We start from the raw sequence: 17543 nt of genomic DNA on the forward strand, positions 1-17543 counted from the left end.
GATAGGCTTCGCCTTTTTGGAACTCCCCGCTTAGCGGGGAGTTTTCTACATACAAAAAAAACAGGCCCCAGTCCGGCATCAGCCGGAACAGGAGCCTGTTCAGCAATCACAATGCGTTGCCGCTACCTGGCCTGGAGCAGGCTACCTTGCAAGGTTCGGCTGCTCCGTAAAAGACTCTAGTGGAGGCGCAGGGCAAAGTTGACCACAAAGCACAGGGCAATGACCACCATCACCACGTTAAGATCCTTGAAACGCCCAGAAAGTACCTTGATGCCGACCCAACTCACAAAGCCAAAGCCAAAACCCGTGGCAATGTTGAAGGTAAGCGGCATGCTGATAATGGTCAAAAAGGCGGGCAAGGCAACGGTAAAGTCCTTGAACTTGATGCGCCCCACTTCCTGCATCATCATGGCGCCCACGATGATCAGCACCGGGGCCGTGGCATAGGCCGGAGCCATGCCAATCACAGGCGCAAAAAACAGGGTGAGGAAAAAGAGCACCGCAATGGTCACAGCGGTCAGCCCGGTACGCCCGCCCTCGACCACGCCCGCCGCGCTTTCAAGATAGCTGGTAGATGTGGTCGCGCCCATGACGGCGCTGGCCATAGTGGCGATTGAGTCGGAAATCAGAGCCTTGTCCAGATTTTCAATGTGCCCGTCTTCACGAATGAACCCGGCTTTCTGCGAAAGACCGATGAGCACGCCCATGTTGTCGAACAGATCAACCATGGTCAGTGTGAAAATGATGGAGATCAGGCCGTGGTGCAGCGCGCCCTTGAGGTCCATCGCCATGAAGGTCTCAGTGGGCAGGAGCAGGGATGTGTTGATGATGCTGCCCTGCGGCATATGCGGCCCGTTCAGCACCATGTCCGCCGCCGCAATGGCCACGATGCCGATGATCATGGCTCCCGGCACGCGCAGTGCAAGCAGCGCGCTGATGAGGAAGATGCCCACCACCGAAAGCAGGGTCTTGGGGTCGCCCAGGTTGCCGAGGGTCACAAAGGTGGCAGGGCTGGCCACCACGAGGCCGCAGCTCTTCATGCCGATAAAGGCGATGAACGCGCCAATACCCACCACGATGGCGTACTTGAGATCCATGGGAACGGCGTTGATGATAAGCTGGCGCACCTTGGTGACGGTGAGCAGCAAAAAGACCACGCCAGAAATGAACACAGCGCCAAGGCCGGTCTGCCATGTATAGCCCGCAGGGCCGCAAACGTAGTAGGCAAAAAAGGCCGTGATGCCGAGGCCGGGCGCTACGCCCACGGGAAACTTGGCCCACAGGCCCATGAGCAGCGTTGCGATGACGGTAATCCAGATGGTAGCCGCCACGGCGGAATCCTTGGGCATACCGGCGTCAGCAAGCATGCTGGGAACCACAAAAATGAGGTAGCACATGGCCATAAAGCTGGTAAGGCCAGCCCGTAACTCGCGCCGAACCGTGCTGCCTCTGGCCGCAGGATTAAACATTTTTTCCAGTATGCCCATGACATCCTCCTCTTGTTGCCGCACCGCGCGCCCAAGATATCGAGTTGTTTTGCGCCGGGGCAGCAGCCCCCATGCCGTTAATCGCTTCGGTTTGCCCTTTGCAGCGCTGCCGCTTGCGGCCATCGCGCCGGGCCTCGCCCCGAGCCTGTGCCCAGATTGAACCTGAACCACAGCCAGGGCGGCCTACCCCTCTACCGCCAAATTCTGTTCATCTTATAGAAAGTACGGCGAAATCCGTATCTTTCGCCGCCTGTTCGCACTTTTGCCCGCCAGCCGTGCAGCGGGACAAATACTCTACCCTAGAAAGGCCCGTATACCGGTAAAAATCACCTGCGCCGCAATGGCTGCCAGCAAAAGTCCCGTCAGCTTGGACAGTACGGCAATGCCCGTGCGGTGCAGGGCGCGCACCACGCCATCGGCCATGCGCAACAACACAAACATGCCAAAGGCAGCGGCCAGCAGCGAAAACACGCCCACCAGCACCTGATGCATCTCTGTGGCGGACGCGCCCATGACCATTACCGCACCGATGGAGGCAGGCCCCATGCCAAGCGGTATGGCCAGCGGCACAACGCTGATGTCGCCCTCCTTGCCGGAAAGCGCATCCTTGCCGTCATCGTTCATGAGGGAAACTGCCGTAAGAAAAAGCAACACGCCTGCGCCTATACGAAAGGCGTCAAGGGTGAAGCCGAAAAGCGAAAACAGGTGTGGGCCAAACAGGAACAGCGTTACGCCGATAAGAAAGATGGCCGCAGATGTTTTGGCGGCCACCATGGATTTCTGTTTTTTATCAAAGCCCTTGGTGCCGCTGATAAAGGCGCTCAGCACGGCAGGGGGCGTCATGAGCGCATAAATTTTGATGCTCGTGCCCACAACTTCAGTAAAAAATTCCATGTTACTCCCCTTCCTGCGCCGGAAGCCTGGCGTTGGAGCAATTTGCCTGTCCTGCACGAATTGTTGCAAAAATCCGCACATGAAATGTTTGCAAGGCAATATGTCTTGTCCGCTGCCCCAATCGTTGCCCTGCAGGAAGGTACTCCGGAAGGCAGATTGGAAGCCTTGCTGGCAGGCAAACATTTCAAAATGCAAACACACCAAGGAACATGCGTCGCGAAAGGCCCAAATTTATGAAGGCGGGAGTATGTCATGCAAGGGGCGTCATGTCCATACCATCAGCCCGCCTGAACCTGAAATTTCCTGCGCTGGCGCGCCCTGCGCGGCCTGATGCCTGCACTGTTTCAGCCCCTCTGCCAGCAGGCCTGCAACATTGAGCGCTGTTTCAAAAGCAAACAACAGACCCTGCCGTTCCTGCACACCTCTGGGCGCGCAAGAACGACAGGGCTTGTCAATTTGTGGCAGGGGCGCAAGCCGCGTTAATGCCCCACGCTGACGCCTGTCACCACCTGACCCTTGGGCTGCACACTGAGTCCGCAGCCTCCAAGATTCAGCAAGGCTGCGCACAGGGCCACGCTTAGCAAGAGCAGCGCCATGCGGCGCAACAGCTTGCGACCTTTAGTCACGAGGCTTTTCCTGAGTAATACGTGCGCCAGCCTGCACATCCTGAGTAATCCACACATTACCGCCAATCACGGCCCCCTTGCCCACTGTCACGCGACCAAGAATCGTGGCTCCGGCGTAAACAGTGACGTTGTCGCACAGTATGGGGTGCCGGGGATTGCCCTTGGTGAGGGTTCCGTCCGCATTCTTGGGAAAGGAGAGCGCGCCCAGAGTCACGCCCTGATACAGGCGGCAGTTACGCCCGATGATGCAGGTTTCACCAATAACCACGCCGGTGCCGTGGTCGATGAAAAATTCCTCGCCAATGGCGGCGCCGGGGTGGATGTCGATACCCGTCGTGCCGTGGGCCATTTCAGAAATGATGCGCGGAATGACCGGCACCTTGAGCTTATAGAGTTCGTGCGCAATGCGGTGGTGAAACATGGCCCGCAGCGAAGGATAGCAAAAAATGGTCTCACCGGGGCTGGTGGCCGCAGGGTCTCCCTCATAGGCGGCCTTGGCGTCGCCAGCGAGGAGGCGGCGTATTTCCGGCAGGCTGTCCATAAAAGCCAGCGCGGCCTGCTGGCCCTCTGTTTCGCACGATGTGCAGGGGATGCCCAGCCCCTCGCAACTGAAGCAGAAGCCACGCACGATCTGCTCACCCAGCAGGCGGTGGATGCTGTCCAGATTGGCTGCAAGGTGGTAGCGCATGGATTCGCGCCGCACCGTGGCCGCGCCAAAATAGCCGGGAAAGATAGCCGCGCGCAGGCGCTCAAGTATTTCGGAAAGCACCGGCAAGGACGGCATGGGCGCGCCCTGCCCCGAGCGGTGCCACACGGTGCTGAGCGAATCTTCGCGGCAGAGGCGTTCAACAACGCTGTCTATGAGGGGCATGCCGGTCGTGGTGATATCCTGCTTTTTGTTCATGTCAAAATCCTGCGGAAATATTCGGTTGCGCTTGACCCCACAGGCGGCTCAGGCCGACTGCGGGCATCCCGGTAATTCTTATTAGTCTACATGGAGTTGCCCGCTGCCGCAATGGGCATCGAGTGCCGCTCCAGAGAATACACAATAAATCAAGCCATTCGTTAAAACTTTTAACGCAAACTGGCGTGCCTTATTTCAAACCACCCAACATCCCTTCACAGGAAAACGCTGCATGCAGAAGAAATATTCCACACGCTGCGCGGCCTAAAAAACACACTGGCCCGTTGTTATTCAGTAAGCACGCTCTGGGCATAAGCAAGACCGCAGCCACAGCTTAATCCACAAAACTGTTTCCAGATTTTTTCCGCCAGTCTTGCCTGCCCGCACCCAGCAAGTTGGCAGATGGCAACCGTGCCGCCGCCATGCCCGCAGACTGGTGGCTGACCGCCGCACGCAAACAAAGCCATACGCAACACCTCGAAACATCATCAACTTCGCGTTCCTCCGTGTTAATTTTTACAACCAGCACGTAAGCAATATAAACGGACAATGGAGATTTTACGCGGCAGAATTTCATAAAGCATGCCTAACTATTTAAAAAATAAAATAATATTCCTTGTGGCATGATTGCTGCTTATTCTTGGGCAATCCGTAACAAGCGTCGCAAGCTCTCGACAAATGGCGGCTCAAGTTACGTCAAAACAGACAAGTTACGCGCGGAGTGTCCGCGATTTTATTGAATATGTTGTTTCCGTCTTGCTGGACGCACATACCATCGGCAGGCGTTTGGAAGGCTCAAAATTTTGCACACCGCGCCAATGCGGTTAGCGAGGAGAAAAAATGCTGACAAAAGAGGATATTCGCACACATATTGCTGCATTTATCGGCGAAAAAAACATGCTCACCAAGCAGGAAGACCTCGTTTGTTACACCTACAACGCCGGCGGGGCGGCTCCCTCGGCCTTTCTGCCCATTCTGGTTGCACTGCCCGTCACCGCCGAAGAAGTCTCCAAGATTGTCGGCTTCTGCAATGAGCATAAAATCAGTGTAGTTACGCGCTCGCAGGGAAGCGGCCTCAGCGTCAATGCCATTACTGAAAGCGACTATTCCATCATCATTTCGCTGCAACGCATGAACTCCATCATCGTGGAGCCGGAAACCCTGATGGCTGTCGTTGGCCCCGGCGCCATCACAGCCGACATCAAAAAAGCAGCTGCCGCGCACAGCCTCATGTACCCGCCGGATCCCGCCAGTTTCACGTTTTCTTCCATCGGCGGCAACGTGGCGACCGATGCGGGCGGCTTGCAGTGCGTCAAGTACGGCACCACCAAGAGCTATGTCACGGGCATGCAGGTCGTGCTGGCTTCGGGCGAAATTATCCGCGCGGGCGGCAAGTGCATCAAGGACGTGACCGGCTACAACCTCACCCAGCTGTTCACAGGTTCCGAGGGCACTCTTGGCGTCATTACAGAAATCACCCTCAAGCTCATTCCCCTGCCGCAGGCAAAGCGCGCCATGCGCGTTGCCTTCAACAACATTGAAAACGCCGCCAAGGCTGTTTCTGCAATCATGACCAGCGGCGTTGTGCCCTCCATCATGGAATTTCAGGAACAGACACTGATCCGCGCGGTTGAAGACTACACCCATGCGGGCCTGCCCGTGGATGCGGGCGCAATGCTGCTCATCGAAGTAGACGGTGATGTTTCGACCCTCAAGCCGCAGGTGGAAGTGATCCGTCGGGTGTGCGAGCAGCTGGGCATGGTCGATTTTCACGTGGCAGAAACCGCAGAAGAAGCCGAGCAGCTCTGGGTTGCGCGGCGTTCCGGCCTGCCCGCCCTTGCCCGCGTGGCAAAGGGACGTTTGGGCGGCGACCCGGCGGTGCCCATCAACAAGCTTGCCCAGGCCGTGCACATGCTTTTTGAAGTGGGCAAAAAGCACGGCATCAAGGTGAGCTGTCAGGGGCATGCGGGCGACGGCAACATTCATCCGCACTTCTTCTTCAACTCGGATGAAGAAAAGAAAACAGCCGCCAAGGCCCGTTCCGAGTTCCATTACGAAATCATCAAGATGGGCGGGACAGTTTCTGCGGAACACGGCGTGGGCCGCGAAAAAGCGCCCTACATCACCAAGCAGCTGGGCGAAGCTCAGGTCGGGGCCATGCGGGCCATCAAAAAGGCTCTTGATCCCAACAATATCCTGAATCCTGGCTGCATCTTCGGAGGCCAGGCATGAGCAAGTCCCTGGACGAATTGAAAGCAGCCGCCCTCAAATGCACCCGTTGCGGGCAATGCCTCACTATCTGCCCGGTTTACGGCAAAACATACGAAGAATCCAATTCTTCACGCGGCAAGCTTTTTCTGCTGCGTTCTCTGGCGGACGGCACGGTAAAGCCCACCAAGGAGCTGATGGAACTGGCCGCCCGCTGCACTCTGTGCATGCGCTGCAAGGCCATCTGCCCTTCCGGCGTCAACACTACCGACCTGATCATGGCCTTGCGCCGCAAGATGGCGGAAGAAGGCCAGCTGCCAGCCGCAAAGAGCATAGCATTCAAAGCTGTCACCAAGGGTCGGCTGTTTGATATGGCCCTGAGCCACGCCAAACCTTTTCAGTCCATACTCTTCAAAAATACTGAAAATGGCGCGGGCAAGGTTTCACGCATTCCCATCCCCGCCGCAGGGCTGAACCTGCGCCGCGTTGTTCCGGCCCTGGCCGACAAACCGCTGCGTAAGGTCATGCCTGCCGTCAGCAGTCCCAAGGGATCCGCCCGTGCAAGGGTGGCCTTTTTCCCGGGCTGCATGCTCAACTATGTCTATGTCAATGCAGGCAAGGCCCTCATAGACGTGCTGGTTGCCAACGGCGTGGAAGTGCATTTGCTGGACAACCTCCAGTGCTGCGGCACACCGCTGTTTTCATCCGGCGATTTTGACGGCGCGGCCCTGCTGGCTGAAAACAACGCGCGCATCCTTTCGCGAGGCAGCTTTGACGCCGTCATCACCGGCTGCGCCACCTGCGGCTCGGCCCTGAGCAAGGAATACGGCGAGGTGCTGCAAAACAGCGATGCACTTTCGGCCTGGGAAGGATTCAAGGACAAGGTCTTCGACTTTTCCGACTTCCTCACCAAGCTTGGCCCTGCGCCCTATGTGCAGAACGTTCCCCTCAAGGCTACCTATCACGATGCCTGCCACCTTGTGCGCGGCATGGGCGTCTCCAAGCAGCCCCGCAGCCTCATCCGCGCCATACCCGGCCTGCGCTTTGTGGAGATGAGCCGCCCCGATGTCTGCTGCGGTTGCGCGGGCACGTTCAGCGCTACCCACTATGACCTGTCCCAGCAGATCCTTGCGGATAAAACCAGCGACATCCTGTCCACAGGGGCGGATGTTGTCGCCACTGGCTGTTCTGCCTGCAAAATGCAGCTTATCGACGGTTTGAGCCACCGAGGCGCAAACATTCGCGTACTGCACACTGCCGAACTGCTTGCCAAGGCATATGGCCTGTAACAGGGCCATGCCGCGTCCCCTACGCGGCATCCCTTGCGGGCATGTTTGCTGTTTCGATTGAGCCATCTGCACAGCGAGCATGCCCGCAGGGGAAACAAGATACAAATCAACCGCAAAGTATTTATAACTACCTGTTATTTAATTTTTTTTGCGGGAATACCGGATCATCCCGATACTTTGCAGCAGTCCTCAACGTTAACTTTCGCAACACAGCCGAAAACATAGTTAACCAAGCAGTCCAGCCTTTAAAAAAAAGAGAAACAATTTCAGCGAACTGCTGAATCATCATGCTTGGCATAATATTTGCTGAACTACAAACTGCAACTCAAGAATAATGGCAGAAAAATACTCTCCATAATGCTTGTATTTTTCATATGGAAAAAAATTTCAGCCATACAACTGCAATCAATGCCGTTACTTTTGGCAAATGAAGTTGTTTTGCACAAATTAGTACAAACAAAATTGAGCAATGGCAGAATAATTACTGGTGGCACCACAACGGAAACGAGGTTTAGAAAGGCAATGAAAAAACAAAGCAAGCTCATCCAGGGTAACGCCGCCATAGCCCAAGGCGCGTTCTACGCAGGAGCGCGGTTTTATGCCGGGTATCCCATCACCCCTTCGTCCGAAATTGCTGAAATCGCCTCGCGCGAGCTCCCCAAGCTTGGGGGGATTTTCATGCAGATGGAAGACGAACTGGCGAGCATGGGCGCCATTGTGGGCGCATCACTGGCAGGCGTGAAGTCGTTCACCGCCACCAGCGGCCCCGGTTTTTCGCTTATGCAGGAAAACCTCGGCATGGCGACCATGGGCGAAGTGCCCGTGGTGGTAGTGAACGTGCAACGCTCCGGCCCATCCACAGGTCTTGCCACCAAACCGGCCCAGTCCGACATCATGCAGCTGCGCTGGGGACGGCATGGAGACCAGGAAATTATCGCGCTGACCCCGGCCTCGGTGCAGGAATGCTTTGACCTGACGGTCAAGGCCTTCAACCTGTCCGAAAAATATCGCGTGCCGGTCATCATGGCCCCGGAAGAAGTCTGCGGCCACATGCGCGAAAACGTTGTTATTCCTGACCAGGGTGAAGTGGAGGTTGTTGACCGTAGCCAGCCCTCCTGCGCACCCGCAGACTACAAGCCCTTCTGCTTTGACGAAGGCGCGGTTGCGCCCCTGGCCAGATATGGCAGCGACTATGTTTTCCATGTCACCAGCTCCATGCACGGTGAAAACGGCTTTAGCTGCAATACGCCCGAAAATGCAGGACGCAGGGTCGCCCAGCTGCACACCAAGATTGCCAAGGGCCGTGATGAAATCGTCATGACGCGCTACTTCGGTAAAGAAGACTGCGACACCCTGATCATTACTTCCGGCGTGGTCACCCGCGCAGCCCGCAGCGTGGCGCAAGAGGCCAATGCCAGCGGCGGCAAGGTTGGCGTTCTCCAGCTGCAGACCCTGTGGCCCTTTGCCGATGTGGAAGTGCGGGAAGCCGCACGCAAGGCCAAGCGTATTATTGTTGCTGAAATGAACTATTCCGGTCAGCTAGCTGGAGAAGTGAAAAAGTATGTGCCGGATCCTTCGCTGGTTGTTGGGGTTAACAGCTACAACGGCAGCATCATGACCCCGGCCCAGATCGCAGCCGCCTTGAAGTAAAGGAGAAATACAATGGCACAGGCTATTTCACGCTCGCTTCTTAACAAAGAGGCACTGCCGCTCATGTGGTGTGCGGGCTGCGGCAACGGCATTGTCCTGAACGCGCTCTTGTGCGCCATGGACGAGCTGAATCTCAAAAAGGAAGACGTTCTTGTCGTCACCGGCATTGGCTGCTGGGGCAAGGCCGATGATTATATTTCCGCCAATGCCCTGCATACCACGCACGGGCGCGCCCTCACCTTCGCCACCGGCGCCAAGGCGGCCAACCCCAATCTCCACGTCATCGTTCTTATGGGCGACGGCGACGGCACCACCATTGGCGGCAACCACCTTATCCATACGGCCCGCCGCAATATGGACCTCACGGCCATCATTGTGAACAACCTGAACTACGGCATGACCGGCGGCCAGTATTCGGCGACCACGCCCAACGGGGCCATCACCAGCACGTCTGTTGGCGGCAACCCCGAGCGCGGCTTTGACGTGTGCGATCTGGTGCGCGCGGCAGGGGCCAACTTTGTCGCCCGCGAATCCGTCACCAGCGGCATGCGCCTCAAAAACCGCATTGTTGCCGGCATCCAGAAAAAAGGCTTTTCGCTTATCGAAGCCATGAGCCCCTGCTCCACCCTGTTCGGCCCCCGCAACAAGATGAAGCAGCCTGTGGATATGCTGCGCAATCTCAAGGAAAAGGCCGTTTCTCAGGCCAAGTTTGATTCCATCGAGAATGCCGCAGATCTTGGCTACTTTGTCACCGGCGTCATTGCCGACAAGGACGTTCACGATTTCAACACTCGCTACGAGGCCGAGCGCGCGGTGATCACGGCCGCCAAGGGAGGAAAGTAGCATGGCCCAGTATGAATTTATCATGGCTGGCACCGGCGGGCAGGGCCTTGTGTTTTGCGCGTCCTTCCTTGCCGAAGCCGCTATTCTGGGTGGCCGCAACGTGGTGCAGTCCCAGTCGTACGGCATCTCGCAGCGCGGCGGCTTTATCAGTGCCGAAGTGCTGATGGACGATGCTGAAATCCTTTTCCAGCAGGTCGTCAAACCCAACCTGATCATTGCGCTGAACGAGGTTGTGGGCACCCGCTACGACAATGCCGTAGCCCCTGTTGTGTACGACACCTCGCTCATGAAACCCCGCCAGCTGAGCAACTGGATCGGCATACCCATGACCGAGATCGCCCACGAGCTGGGCGCGCCCAAATCGGCCAACCTTGCCGGTCTTGGGGCGGCCATGGCGCTTACCGGGGCACTGCCTCTGGAAACGTTGCTGAGCATCGCCGAGCGCAAGGGCAAACCCGAAGTGGCCAAGATTAACATGGAAGTTATCAGGCGGGGCGCTGCTGCTGCCGAAGCCGCCCGGGGGGGGAACTGATGAGCGAGGAAAAGAAAACTTTTGAAGTTTGCGTGGACGCCGTGCTCTGCAAGGGTTGCGGCTACTGCAAGGAACTCTGCCCCAAGTCTGTTTACGACTTCGGCACGGAATACAATGCGGCTGGCTACCTCTTTATGACTCCGGTCAATGCGCAGGCCTGCATAGGCTGCCGCACATGCATGATGGTCTGCCCCGACTTTGCCATTGAAGTTCTGGAAAAATAACAGGCCGGAGTCAGTCATGGTATACAAGAGCTTTGACGAGCTTGAAGCAGCAGTGATGCAAAAGGCCCACAAGTGCAAGGTGGCTGTGGTGGAAGCCGCAGACGAGCATGTGCTTGAAGCTGTGCGGCACGCTGTTGAAGTGGGTCTTGTGGAGCCGCTGCTGTTTGGCAAGCGCGAAGATATCGCAGCAAAACTCAAGGCTATAGGCCTGCCGGGCGATGCTTACCCCATTGTTGAAACTGCCACGCCGCAGGAATCAGCCACCGGGGCCGGCATGGCGGTCAAGGAAGGCCGGGCCAACTTCATTCTCAAAGGCCTGATCCAGACCGGCGTTCTTCTCAAGGGGCTGTTCAAGGAAGAAACCGGCTTCCGCACCGGGCGTCTGATCTCGCACATGAATATTGTGCAGGTTGCCACCTACCCCAAGCTTCTGGCCCTGTGCGATGCCGCCATCAACATCGCGCCTTCGCTCGAACAGAAGCGCGACATTATCCAGAACGCGGTGGATGCCCTTGCGCGCATGGGCATTGATAACCCCAAGGTTGCGGTGCTGGCCTCTGCGGAAACCGTTAATGAAAAAATGCCTGAAAGCGTTGACGCCGCCGCGCTGAAAGAAATGAACAAAAACGGCAAGATCACTGGATGCCTGATTGAAGGCCCCATATCCTACGATCTGGCAGTATGCACTGAATCAGCCGCCACCAAGGGCTATGAAAGCCCCGTTGCAGGCGATGCCGACCTGCTGGTGTGCCCCAATATTGTCACCGCCAACGTGCTTATCAAGTGCCTGCGCCACACGGCCAACGCGCTGACCGCAGGCATAGTAGTGGGCGGCAGGGTGCCGGTGGTGCTCAATTCCCGCGCGGCAAGCGCTGAAGACAAGTTCAGAACCATGGTTCTTGCGGCCTCTGCTGCGGGGTAGCCAACTGCGGGCTGGCCCTGCCGCTTGCTCCCCTGAGCCAACCGCTCGCAAGGTTTCAGGCTGCCGCGCTGCAATGCCGCTCAGCGCATCAGGCGCGGCAGCCCATAACAGCAAGAGCATTTTACATTGTTCCACAAGGATATGACATGGCGGAAACCAACTATACCGTTCTTTCCATCAATCCCGGTTCCACCTCGACGCGGATTGCCGTTTACAAGAACCACGAACTCTTGTTCCAGAAAAAAGTGGATCATCCGGCAGAATCCCTGCGCGGTTTTGAGAGCAACGTCGCCCAGTTTTCCATCCGCCTGGATGCCATACTGAAGGCGCTGCAAGAAGAGCAGTTTGACCTGCACCAGCTCTCCGCCGTGGCCGGGCGTGGCGGCAAACTGCCCCCGCTGTTGCAGGGCGCGTATCTTGTTGATGAGGGCATGCTGGACTTTCTGCGGCACCGTCCCATTGACGACCACGCCTCAAACCTCGGGGCGCTGCTGGCGCACGAAATCGCCAAGCCGCTGAACATCCCCTCCTACATCTATGACGCCGTGGTGATGGATCAGATGGAAGACATCGCCAAGCTCTCCGGCCTGCCGGAAATTCGCCGCAAGGCCTCGTGCCATGCCCTCAACATGCGCGCCATGGCCATCAAGGCCGCCGCGAACAAGGGCTGGAAGCTGGCGGACAAAAACATCATCGTCAGCCACATGGGTGCGGGCATCAGCGCCACGGTCATTCATGAGGGGCGCATGATTGACGTCATCACCGATGAGGAAGGCCCCTACTCGCCTGAACGCTCTGGCGGCCTGCCCAACAGGCAGCTTATCGATCTGTGTTTTTCGGGCAAGTTTGACCGCCATTCAGCCACGCGCCGCACGCGCGGTCAGGGAGGCCTGATGGCCTACCTTGGCACCAACAATGCCCTTGAAGTTGAACGCCGCATTGCCGAAGGCGATGAAAAAGCCCGCCTTGTGTACGACGGCATGACCTATCAGGTTGCCAAGCACATTGCCTCGCTGGCTGCGGTCATCAACGGCAAGGTGGATGTTGTGGTGCTGACCGGCGCATTGGCCAACTCCTCGTACATCATTGACCGCGTGGTGCCCCGGATACAGTTCCTCGGCGAGGTCATGGTGCTGCCGGGAGAAAACGAGCTGGAGGCGCTGGCCTACGGAATTTTGCGCGTACTGCGCAAGGAAGAAGGTTTCCATACCTTCCACGAATAGTCAGGTGCACCCGTGTCGCGCTGCTTACCCCAATCCCTGTAGATCGAGCAGCCCCCTCAGGGGCAAGGCGGAGATCCGCCTTGCCCCTGCGAGCGACACACCGTTCCGGCCTGTCGGCGCGTTTCTGACAACACAACATTTAACTTGCTTATCGACATTGTCAGCGCAAAAAACACTGGCGCATGGCACTTTGCATCTAGCTGGAAACAAACAACATTTTTTACGATCCCCTTGGTGGAAATGCGGCCCAAGCGGAATCAAAAACAAGACGCATAAAGAGATTCTGTGGACATCTCAAACGCGTTTAACGAACTGGTTGTTTGCGCTTGGCATGCGTGCACTAGAACCCTGCAAGAGCGTTATTGAATCGTAGCTGATGTGACGCTCAACAGATGAAGCGAAACAAATTTTTACGTTGGGTTACTAGCGCCTCTTTTGCATTTTCTGTCTGCTCCGGGGTTGTCAATTTTTCGTTCATTTTTTGCCCCAGGCCGTTCCATTTTTTTACACAGAGGGAGTGTCATGGCTGAAATCGCTGCTGAAAACAAAGGGAATCTGGTCAAGAACATTCGCCTTGCGGGGTCTGTTCTTTCCATCATCCTTGGTATCTGGGTTGCCCTGCAAGCACCACCGGAAGGCCTGAACGAAAAGACCATGATTGCTCTTGGCATCACCGTGTGGGCTGTAGGCTGGTGGATCACCGAGATCGTACCCGAATTTGTCACCGGTTTGATGATGTGTATCTTGTGGTCGGCCTTCAAGTGCGTGCCCTTCAAAACAGCGTTTGCCACATTTTCCACCTCCGGCTGGTGGATCATGGTCGGTGCATTCGCCCTGGGCGCAGTGGCAGGCAAAACAGGCCTTTTAAAGCGCATCTCACTCTGGGTTCTCAAGCTGTTCCCTGCCAGTTTTGCCGGTCAGGTGTGGGGGCTGATTGGTTCGGGCACGGTGATCGGGCCGCTCATTCCCAGCATGAACGCCAAGGCCACGCTTTCTTCGCCCATCGCCATGGGCATCAGCGATGAACTTGGCATTGAACGCAAGTCAAACGCGGCCAACGGCCTGTTCGGCGCATGCTATGTGGGCTTTATCCTCATGGGCCACATGTTCATGAGCGGCTCGTTCAGCCATTACGTTCTGGTGGGCATGCTGCCCGAGGCCTATCGCGGCGTTACGTGGCTGCAGTGGCTTTTGTGGTCGTTGCCCTATGGCGTGTGCGTCTTCCTCGGCATGGGTCTTTTCATCGTGACCTGCTACAAACCCAAGGAAAAAGTCAGCCTGCCCGCAGGCTACAGCAACGCCCAGCTTGAAAAGCTCGGGCCCATGACCCGTAATGAAAAGCTGTGCATGGGCGTACTTATTGTCACCCTGCTCATGTGGATGACCGAATCGCTGCACAAGATATCTGCCGGTGAAGTTTCGCTCATGGCCATGTGCGTGCTCATGCTGCTCAAGGTTATGGACAAGAATGATTTCAAGACGGGCATCGACTGGTCGTCCGTTGTTTTCGTGGGCAGCATCCTGAACATGGCCTCGGTTATCCAGTCTCTCAAGGTTGACCGCTGGCTTGGTACGGAACTGCAGCCCCTCCTTGCCAACGTGATTTCAGAACCCGCCCTGTTCATTGTGACCCTGGTGGTTGTGGCCTCGCTCGTCAAACTGGTTATTGTGTCGCTCACGTCCGCCTCGGCCATCTTTGTGCTGATTCTTCCGCCCATCATGATCGCCCACGGCATGAACCCCTGGATCGCCTGCATGGTCACCTTTGCCGGCAGTGATATCTGGTACCTGAGCTACATGAACTCCATTTACCTTTGCGCCCATTTCGGCACGCAGGGCAAAATGGCGCGGCACGGAGCCATGATTAAACTTTCGGCTGCATATACCGCCATATGTATAGTGGCCTTCCTTATCAGCATACCCTACTGGAAAATGCTCGGCCTCATAAAGTAACGGGGTTCCGGCGTATCCGGTACGCAAGTCGGATTTGTTACGCAGTCGCGGCATGGATTTTATTGTGAAGTCCTTGCCGTGACTGCGTTGTTAAGCAGAATCTACGGGGTAATCGGAGCATAAAGGGTGCAAGGCATTCCTGGCGTGCATTGCTTGCATGGCCGAGCAAAGCGGCACTGACGCAAGACAGGTTTTGACCTGTTCTTTCTCAATACCTGCTGTATTCATTCAATATTTCATGCTGTTCATGTTTACTTTGCACACAGCGAGGTTTATGTTTTTAACACCGCCCGGCGCATACGCCATGCGCGAACCAATCAGATGACGAGGCTCCCATGTTGCCAGCCAGTTTCAAACCGCGTATTCTTTGCGTTTCCATTTATGATGAAATGGCTCAGCTTGTGCGCCACTCCGCAGGCCAATTCGGCGTTGAGGTGGATGTATTTGATGGCGGCATTTACAACAGCGGGCACCTCCACGCGCTTGAGGTGGAAAACCGTTACGATGTCATTATCAGTCAGGCGGGAACGGCCATCGCCATCCAGCAGATGGTCAAAACACCTGTGGTGCCCATCCAGATTACAGCCAACGACATCGTCACCCCCTTGCGCGAAGCGTCAGAGCGCCACCAGAACCTGCTCTGCATCACTTACGACAGCAATCTGAGCGTTGATATTGAATCGCTGGCGGCCTTTGCGCGACTTAAAAATTTCCGCCAGGTCATCTACCGCAACGAGCAGGACTTCAACAGTATTATTTCCCGTCTCCCCACGCTGAACGACGTTGCCGTGGTCGGCTTTGGCGGATGCGTCATTGAAAAGGCGGCGCAGTACGGCCTGCCCTACTATCTCATACGTTCCAGTAAGGACAGCGTGCATCAGGCTGTCCTTTCCGCCCGCAACATTGTTGACCAGCACATCAAGGAGCGTACCCGCTCCCGCCGCCTGAACAATATTATCAACTATTCTCTCAGCGGCATCGTTTCCGTCAATCGCGACAAAACCATCGCCATCTGCAACCGCCCTGCAAAGCAGATGCTTGACCTGCACGGCAAAAAGCTGGTGGGCATGGATATTGATGCCCCGTCAACGCCACAGGAACTCAAGCAGATGCTCGGCAACGGTGAATACACCGTGGACAAGGTATTGCCCCTCAAGGGCAAGACCCTGGTGGTCAATCGCGTACCTATCCGCGTGCGTGAGCATGACCAGGGCACCATCATTGTTTTTCAGGAACTTTCCAAAATCCAGAAAATCGAAGCTGAGGCCCGTGTACAGCTTGCCAGCAAGGGCTTGGTGGCAAAATACAATTTTTCGGACATCATCGGTTCAAAAAACACCCTTGGCCCGGTTGTGGCCGAAGCCAAGCGCTATGCCCGCAGCAGCGCCTCCATTCTCATTGAAGGGGAAACAGGCTCTGGCAAGGAGCTTTTTGCCCAGAGTATCCACAATTTCAGCGAGCGCAAAAAAGGCCCCTTTGTGGCCCTTAACTGCGCGGCCCTGCCCGAGCACCTGCTGGAGAGCGAACTTTTCGGATATGAAGAAGGGGCCTTTACCGGCGCGCGCAAGGGCGGCAAACCGGGCATGTTTGAGCTGGCCCACCGGGGAACGCTGTTTCTGGATGAAATCAGCGAAATGAGCCTCGCAACCCAGGTGCGTCTGCTGCGCACCTTGCAGGAAAAAGAAATCTTCCGCATTGGCGGCGACCGCGTCATCAACATTGACGTACGCATTATAGCGGCTTCAAACCGCGATCTCTACGCCATGGCTCAGGAAGGTTCTTTCCGGCGCGACCTGTTTTTCAGACTCAACATCTTGCCATTGCAAATACCGCCGCTACGCAAGCGCAAGGAAGACATCCCCACGCTCATTGCCCATTTTATCAAAAAAAACCACCAGCACGTAGCCGGACGCAGCCGCCTCAAGTTTGACGATGCAACGCTTGCCGCGCTGTCAGCGCACGGCTGGCCGGGTAATGTGCGCGAACTGGAGCATATTCTGGAGCGCGTGTTTACCCTCTATGACGAGCAACAGGACTTTGACGCGCTGATTACAGACATCATGCGGCGGCACTGCCTGCGGCAGGGCATGGCTGGCCCATGCCACCCTATTGATGATGTTTTGCAGGTGCCGCGCGGCACCATGGCAGAGATGGAACGCTTCATTCTGGAGGCCTCGCTTGAAGAACACGGCGGCAACAAAAAAGCTCTCGCTGACGCTCTTGGCATCAGCCGCGTGACCGTGTGGAAAAAACTCAAGGAACTTGAAGGCGAAGAGCAGGGGCAGGATTGACCCCAGGTTGCGCGAAGATGGCCTGAAGCCAGCCGCGCATCTGACGCTCATAATTACGGCTGGTCTTGCTTTTGCTTTTTGCCCTACAGCTTTTTGCGTTTTTGCCGATCAGATTGATGCACAGGTTCGCACAAACGGCCAAGGAGCAAGCCATGGACGATGTGAAGATGGGCATGAGCGTAAGCCTGGCCAGAAGCGCCTTGAACATTCAGGCCAACATGTCTGCAGCGCTTATCAGCGGCACTATTGATAAGGGCGCGGAAATGGAGCAGAACATGCGCAGCCAAGGGCTTGCCGCCGAGGGCATTGGCGGAAAGCTGGACGTGCAGGCTTAACACGCTTTGCCGTACGAAGAGGAACAGCCGCCGGGTACAGCCCGGCGGCTGTTGCGCGTTGAGAGGGCAAACCACAAATCAGGATCAGCCTGCGGCCCGGCTGCGAGCGGTCATCTTGCGCCTTCCGCTGTTGCCGTCCTTGTGCCTATTCGTTTACCCGCA

At 56.5% G+C, this 17543-nt stretch carries 16 protein-coding genes; 11 read left to right on the forward strand and 5 right to left on the reverse strand.

Annotated features, from left to right (window positions below; genetic code table 11):
- Window positions 1–176: 176 nt before the first annotated feature.
- From JMF94_RS11345 to JMF94_RS11365, 5 genes are all read right to left on the reverse strand, one after another.
- Entirely contained in the window at window positions 177–1487 is a 1311-nt protein-coding gene (locus JMF94_RS11345; RefSeq protein WP_240825207.1) for an NCS2 family permease, read from the reverse strand.
- 294 nt (window positions 1488–1781) lie between these two features.
- Entirely contained in the window at window positions 1782–2381 is a 600-nt protein-coding gene (locus JMF94_RS11350; RefSeq protein WP_240825209.1) for a MarC family protein, read from the reverse strand.
- 479 nt (window positions 2382–2860) lie between these two features.
- Entirely contained in the window at window positions 2861–3007 is a 147-nt protein-coding gene (locus tag JMF94_RS11355) for a hypothetical protein (RefSeq protein WP_240825210.1), read from the reverse strand.
- Window positions 3000–3911 carry a serine O-acetyltransferase EpsC gene (gene epsC / locus JMF94_RS11360; protein WP_192112680.1) on the reverse strand — a complete coding sequence of 304 codons (912 nt, stop codon included), beginning with the start codon at window positions 3909–3911 and terminating at the stop codon, window positions 3000–3002. Before epsC ends, JMF94_RS11355 begins: the two co-directional genes overlap by 8 nt.
- A gap of 334 nt (window positions 3912–4245) precedes the next feature.
- A complete protein-coding gene (locus JMF94_RS11365; RefSeq protein ID WP_240825211.1) occupies window positions 4246–4488 on the reverse strand; it encodes a hypothetical protein in 243 nt (80 codons plus the stop codon).
- Between the two features lie 263 nt (window positions 4489–4751).
- Between JMF94_RS11365 and JMF94_RS11370 the strand changes: the two genes are divergently transcribed.
- From JMF94_RS11370 to JMF94_RS11420, 11 genes are all read left to right on the forward strand, one after another.
- Window positions 4752–6143: an FAD-linked oxidase C-terminal domain-containing protein gene (locus tag JMF94_RS11370; protein ID WP_240825212.1), complete on the forward strand. Its 1392-nt coding sequence runs from the start codon at window positions 4752–4754 to the stop codon at window positions 6141–6143.
- A complete protein-coding gene (locus JMF94_RS11375; protein WP_240825213.1) occupies window positions 6140–7408 on the forward strand; it encodes a (Fe-S)-binding protein in 1269 nt (422 codons plus the stop codon). Before JMF94_RS11370 ends, JMF94_RS11375 begins: the two co-directional genes overlap by 4 nt.
- 522 nt (window positions 7409–7930) lie before the next feature.
- Complete coding sequence (locus JMF94_RS11380) at window positions 7931–9058, forward strand: 2-oxoacid:acceptor oxidoreductase subunit alpha (protein WP_240825214.1); 1128 nt, start codon at window positions 7931–7933, stop codon at window positions 9056–9058.
- Window positions 9059–9070: 12 nt separating this feature from the next.
- The gene (locus JMF94_RS11385) at window positions 9071–9901 is read left to right on the forward strand and encodes a thiamine pyrophosphate-dependent enzyme (RefSeq protein ID WP_022659691.1); all 831 of its coding nucleotides are present in this window, start codon (window positions 9071–9073) and stop codon (window positions 9899–9901) included.
- A gap of 1 nt (window position 9902) precedes the next feature.
- A complete protein-coding gene (locus JMF94_RS11390) occupies window positions 9903–10433 on the forward strand; it encodes a 2-oxoacid:acceptor oxidoreductase family protein (RefSeq protein WP_240825215.1) in 531 nt (176 codons plus the stop codon).
- Entirely contained in the window at window positions 10433–10657 is a 225-nt protein-coding gene (locus JMF94_RS11395; RefSeq protein WP_022659689.1) for a 4Fe-4S dicluster domain-containing protein, read from the forward strand. Before JMF94_RS11390 ends, JMF94_RS11395 begins: the two co-directional genes overlap by 1 nt.
- Window positions 10658–10673: 16 nt before the next feature.
- Window positions 10674–11579, forward strand: a complete 906-nt coding sequence (locus JMF94_RS11400; protein ID WP_240825216.1) for a phosphate acyltransferase — start codon at window positions 10674–10676, stop codon at window positions 11577–11579.
- A gap of 146 nt (window positions 11580–11725) precedes the next feature.
- A complete protein-coding gene (gene buk, locus JMF94_RS11405) occupies window positions 11726–12802 on the forward strand; it encodes a butyrate kinase (RefSeq protein WP_240825217.1) in 1077 nt (358 codons plus the stop codon).
- Window positions 12803–13324: 522 nt separating this feature from the next.
- Window positions 13325–14755: an SLC13 family permease gene (locus JMF94_RS11410; protein WP_240825219.1), complete on the forward strand. Its 1431-nt coding sequence runs from the start codon at window positions 13325–13327 to the stop codon at window positions 14753–14755.
- Between the two features lie 335 nt (window positions 14756–15090).
- The gene (locus JMF94_RS11415; protein WP_240825221.1) at window positions 15091–17046 is read left to right on the forward strand and encodes a sigma 54-interacting transcriptional regulator; all 1956 of its coding nucleotides are present in this window, start codon (window positions 15091–15093) and stop codon (window positions 17044–17046) included.
- 152 nt (window positions 17047–17198) lie between these two features.
- Window positions 17199–17381 (forward strand): hypothetical protein, encoded by a 183-nt coding sequence (locus JMF94_RS11420; RefSeq protein WP_022659683.1) that lies wholly within the window; start codon window positions 17199–17201, stop codon window positions 17379–17381.
- Window positions 17382–17543: the final 162 nt, after the last annotated feature.

It is taken from the genome of Desulfovibrio sp. UIB00 (genome assembly GCF_022508225.1).
Taxonomy (GTDB): Bacteria; Desulfobacterota; Desulfovibrionia; order Desulfovibrionales; family Desulfovibrionaceae; genus Desulfovibrio.

What these genes read in the sequence shown, in the direction of transcription:
- JMF94_RS11385 (WP_022659691.1), top strand. Translation starts at nt 9,071, where the DNA reads ATGGCACAGGCTATTTCACGCTCGCTTCTTAACAAAGAGGCACTGCCG.
- JMF94_RS11375 (WP_240825213.1), top strand. Translation starts at nt 6,140, where the DNA reads ATGAGCAAGTCCCTGGACGAATTGAAAGCAGCCGCCCTCAAATGCACC.
- JMF94_RS11390 (WP_240825215.1), top strand. Translation starts at nt 9,903, where the DNA reads ATGGCCCAGTATGAATTTATCATGGCTGGCACCGGCGGGCAGGGCCTT.
- JMF94_RS11400 (WP_240825216.1), top strand. Translation starts at nt 10,674, where the DNA reads ATGGTATACAAGAGCTTTGACGAGCTTGAAGCAGCAGTGATGCAAAAG.
- JMF94_RS11415 (WP_240825221.1), top strand. Translation starts at nt 15,091, where the DNA reads ATGTTGCCAGCCAGTTTCAAACCGCGTATTCTTTGCGTTTCCATTTAT.
- epsC (WP_192112680.1), bottom strand. Translation starts at nt 3,911, where the DNA reads ATGAACAAAAAGCAGGATATCACCACGACCGGCATGCCCCTCATAGAC.
- JMF94_RS11380 (WP_240825214.1), top strand. Translation starts at nt 7,931, where the DNA reads ATGAAAAAACAAAGCAAGCTCATCCAGGGTAACGCCGCCATAGCCCAA.
- JMF94_RS11350 (WP_240825209.1), bottom strand. Translation starts at nt 2,381, where the DNA reads ATGGAATTTTTTACTGAAGTTGTGGGCACGAGCATCAAAATTTATGCG.
- JMF94_RS11395 (WP_022659689.1), top strand. Translation starts at nt 10,433, where the DNA reads ATGAGCGAGGAAAAGAAAACTTTTGAAGTTTGCGTGGACGCCGTGCTC.
- JMF94_RS11365 (WP_240825211.1), bottom strand. Translation starts at nt 4,488, where the DNA reads ATGAAATTCTGCCGCGTAAAATCTCCATTGTCCGTTTATATTGCTTAC.
- JMF94_RS11345 (WP_240825207.1), bottom strand. Translation starts at nt 1,487, where the DNA reads ATGGGCATACTGGAAAAAATGTTTAATCCTGCGGCCAGAGGCAGCACG.
- JMF94_RS11410 (WP_240825219.1), top strand. Translation starts at nt 13,325, where the DNA reads ATGGCTGAAATCGCTGCTGAAAACAAAGGGAATCTGGTCAAGAACATT.
- buk (WP_240825217.1), top strand. Translation starts at nt 11,726, where the DNA reads ATGGCGGAAACCAACTATACCGTTCTTTCCATCAATCCCGGTTCCACC.
- JMF94_RS11370 (WP_240825212.1), top strand. Translation starts at nt 4,752, where the DNA reads ATGCTGACAAAAGAGGATATTCGCACACATATTGCTGCATTTATCGGC.
- JMF94_RS11420 (WP_022659683.1), top strand. Translation starts at nt 17,199, where the DNA reads ATGGACGATGTGAAGATGGGCATGAGCGTAAGCCTGGCCAGAAGCGCC.